This is a genomic window from Bradyrhizobium sp. IC3123 (assembly GCF_020193625.1).
In the GTDB taxonomy this organism is placed as follows: Bacteria; Pseudomonadota; Alphaproteobacteria; order Rhizobiales; family Xanthobacteraceae; genus Bradyrhizobium; species Bradyrhizobium yuanmingense.
The window spans coordinates 1-4353 of record NZ_JADYVF010000035.1; the positions used below are offsets into that span (position 1 = coordinate 1).

A 4353-nucleotide genomic window follows, 5' to 3' on the forward strand; every position below is an offset into this window, starting at 1 on the left:
GCGTTTGGGCCGAACCCGTTCTCAAACGACCTATCTTTCCGGCGCCTATATCGGACAGGTGATCTTGGGCGCGTTCGTTCCGACGGGCTTCTGGAATGTCTCGGTCGACGGGATCGTCAGGTTAAAATTCGCGGGCACAGAATCGAGCTGGGAGAAATCGAAGCTCGTTTGTCCGCTCATCCCTCGGTGCATGGCGCCGTCGCAGTCGCCTCTGTCTGCGCAGGTGTAAAGCTTACGGCGCGAGATATAGCTGGGTCGGAGGCGCAAGCCGAATCGCGGCGTCTGGTCGCGTATGTGTCGGCTCCAGCTGAACTGGCGGAAAGCGATCTTCGGAAGTTTCTTGCTGAGGCACTCCCCAGCTACATGCTTCCGGAAAGAATCGTCCATGTGGACGATATTCCACTGACCAGGAACGGAAAGGTCGATTTTGCAGCGTTGCCTGACCCGGCCAGTGTTCGGCCGTTATTGTCAACGCCCTTCGCGGAGCCGCAATCAGACCTCGAAGTCCGGCTACGTCAAATCTGGTCCGGCATTTTGCGTATCGAGAACATAGGTGTAAATGACCAATTCATAAGCCTTGGCGGAGACTCGCTCCGCGCAATGCTTATATTGGGACAGTTGCAGACCTTGCTAGGAGTGAGAGCGGATTTCAGACTGGTCCTGAATGGCACAATTCGATCTCTTGCCGCTTCGATCGAGGGGCGCACTGAGCTCAATCCGTGTACGGCTTTGACATGCCGAAAGCTAAACCGATCACCTCTGACGCACCTCCAGGAGCACCTTTGGTTTTTGGCGCAGCTCGATCCATCTGCCCGGAACTACATCATTCAAGGCGGGCTGCGCATTAAGGGAAACATCAGTTTAGCTCGGTTCAATCGCGCCTGGACCGAGGTCATTCATTCCCACCAGGCACTTTCGGCGCGCTTTATCGACAAAGACGGTCCGGTTCAATGCTTTGATGCTCCGCCATGCACCAATCTTGAATTGATCGATGTATCTCATCTCACCTCCTCCGAGGCTGAGGAGCTCATCGCACAGTTTCGGCGAACGGAGCTGAAAGACAATTTCGATCTCGGACAGGGCCACTTGTTTCGCGCGCGCATGGTCCGGCTTGGTCCTGACAATCATCTCATATTGATCACCGCTCATGAAATCATCCTCGATGCCTGGTCGATTTCTGTTCTGCTCAGAGATCTTCAGCAAAGGTACGTAGATGCCGTGGCGTTTTGCCCAGAGAACCGTGCGTCACTCTCGGGCTACGCGGCGTGGGAAAAACAACACGTTTCTCCAGAGGCGCTGGAGAACCAACGTCACTATTGGCGTCGTCAAATTGGTGATGATCCGCCAGCGCTTTCGCTTGGAAGGGCGCGCCCGCAAACAAATTCATACCGCGGCGCCTCGCATCCAGTGCTGCTTGGCAGTGATCTCTCCAGTCGCGTAAGAGAATTTGCGCGCCGAAACAGCTGCACCACGTCGACAACACTGCTGGCGTGCTTCAAGCTGCTGCTACGAATGTATAGCGGTGAGGACGACATTGTCGTCGGCATACCACACGCTGTACGGGATCAACCTGGCAGCGCCGACATCGTCGGCTTTTTCCTGAATATGCTACCGATCCGTGCCGCGATGGATGCCGGTCAGTCCTTTGCTGCTCATGCCACGCGCATCCAGGGCCTGGTCAGCGATGCTATCGCAAATTCGGCCTATCCATTCGGATGGATGGTCAAGGACACAAGGTTATGTCGCGAACCGGGGCGATCACCGATCTTCCAGGTCATGTTCAACATGTACTCCGAAGCTGCCGAGCCACTTGGTCAAGACGAGTTGGCTCTGACATTCCGCGAATACGACACAGGCTATGTCAAATTCGACCTAACATTGTACGCGCAAGATCAGGGCGATGAAATTGCGCTCCAGCTGGCGTATGCAGAAGACATATTTTCGAGTGATCTAGTTGTTCGCATGGCCAATAATCTGCGCTGTCTGATTGCCGCCTGCGTTGACAAACCGCTTGCGCCCATTGAGGAGCTGAGCTGCCTCAGCGCGTCAGACGTCACTCTACTGAACTCGCTGGAAGGATCCAGGCAGCCATATGACTCTGAATGTCTGCTTGTTGAAGCTTTCGAGCAGATCAGTGTCTCCAATCACAGCAAGGTAGCATATTTTGGCGAGTTCGGGGAAGTCACATTCAGCCAGCTGCGTGAGCGCGTAGCAGCTATCAGGTCCTTCCTGCTGGATTTGGACGTGGGCGCTGGCGATATGGTCGGCATGCTTGTCGACCGGTCGCCTGACGTTGCCGCTGTTATGCTGGCGGCGCGAGCTTTGCACTCTATTGTCGTGCCGATACCGCCAGATTATCCCCCTGATCGGATCCAACATATCCTGCGAGATAGTCAGGCAAAGGTGTTGGTTCACGCAAATACCACGGAGACTGGCTTTGACATACCTTCGATTTCTCTATTGACGTTAGACAGGTGCAGGGCGCTGACGGATAATTTCGAATCCAGCGACTCACCCTCAGATCACCAAATTGCGAATCTTATATACACGTCGTCCTCAACAGGGCGGGCGAAGGGGGTTCTTATTCCGGAATCGGCCATTCTCAATCGGCTGAACTGGATGTGGCGACGCTTTCCCTTCAATAGTACCGACGTGATGGTTGTCCAGAAGTCCGCTTCCCTTGTTGCGTCCGCTTGGGAGTATTTTGGTGGGCTTCTGAGAGGTGTGCCCACGCTGATCCTCACCCAAGGGCAGGTGCTAGATCCGGATCTGTTGTTGTGCAGTTTGGCAAAACATCGTGTGACACGCTTTTTTGCCTCTCCGCCACTCCTGTCCGGTATCATTGGGTCCCAGGAACGGCAACCGCAAAGGACCGCCTTGAGATTGGTCACAAGCAGCGCCGAACCGATGCCTTCCTCGCTGCCTGCTCGCTGGCGCGGGTCTTTTCCGGGCGTGCCCTTGTGGAACTTCTATGGTGCGACGGAATGTGCGTCCAATGCAGCCGTGCACGAAACATCGGATGCGGATGGCAACTCGGCGCTTATCCCAGTGGGACGGCCAATCGACAACGTAAAACTCTACGTGCTCGATGCACGATTGAAGAGAGTGCCTGTTGGAGCCTCCGGCGAACTGTGCATCGCGGGCCGCTGTCTGAGCGCTGGGTATTGGCAGGATCAAGATCGGACTGACCGCTGTTTCCTGCCGAATCCGTATGATGGCGGACAATACGATGTGCTTTATCGAAGTGGGGACATCGCACGCATCTCAACCAGCGGCCTTCTCGAGATTTGCGGCCGATCGGACAACCAGATCAAGGTGAGGGGCTTTCGCATCGAGCCGGAGGAGGTCGAAGTTGCCCTTGAGTCTCATCCGGCAATCGCAAAGGCCGCGGTCTTCGCAGAAGGCATCGATGAGGATCGCCGCTTGACGGCGAGCCTGGAGCCCGCTCGGGAGAATCTAAGCTCTCGAGAGATTCTCGCCCACCTGCGCAACAGATTGCCATCTCCCATGGTTCCCACAGCCTTCAGATTGGTTGACAGTGTTCCCCTGACGACAAGCGGAAAGATAGACCGTGCTCGCCTTTCCTCCGTTCCTTACCGCGAGATAGAAACTAGTCCATCTGCTGAGCCCCGCACCAGGAACGAGCGGGTTCTTGCTCGGATCTGGGAGGATCTATTAGGCGCCGAGGGGGTGGGAATCGACAGCAGTTTCTTTGATATTGGCGGCGATTCTCTTCTGAGCGTACGTTGCGTCACGCTGGCGCGCAAAGCCGGGCTGAATCTCACTGTCAACCTGCTCTATCGAACACCGACCATCAGGGAGTTGGCGGCCGGGCAAGCGGAGGCGGCACCCCACAACGTGGCTTCCGCGGACGGCCTACTGCCTGTGCCCCCCGTAATATCGTTTTGGAATTCTCTTGTCGGCTTTGACGAGCATTTTAACCTCGGCGATCTGTTCTTCTTGCGCGGCGGCATCCTGGACATCAAGATCCTGGACCGCGCTCTGGCCCATGTCATCGAGAGGCACGAAGGCCTCAGGCTCCGCGTTGCCCGAACCCAAGATGGACTCCGGCTGGGGATTGGCCCTTGTCCGGCCGCACGCATCGTGGAGGAGATCGATCTCGTCCGGATGACCGGCCCAGACCAGCGCAGGACAATCGAGAGCGTCTCGGCAAGACGTCAACACATGTTTCGGTTTGACGGCCACACGCCTCTTGTTCACGTCGCGGCCTTCCGTGCTTCGGAAAGCGGCGATTATTATCTGCTGGTACTGGTGCATCATTTCGTAGTGGATGGGATGGGCTATCGGCTATTCCTGGAAGCATTGGAGGACGCATACAACGCTCTTGCTGCA

At 56.2% G+C, this 4353-nt stretch carries 2 protein-coding genes; both read left to right on the forward strand.

Annotated elements, in window-relative coordinates:
• On the forward strand, positions 1–229 hold a 229-nt coding region (locus tag I6F20_RS37425; protein ID WP_225131530.1), incomplete at its 5' end, for a hypothetical protein.
• A partial coding sequence (locus tag I6F20_RS37430) for a condensation domain-containing protein (RefSeq protein ID WP_346277271.1) occupies positions 187–4353 on the forward strand: 4167 nt, incomplete at its 3' end. The genes I6F20_RS37425 and I6F20_RS37430, both read left to right, overlap by 43 nt.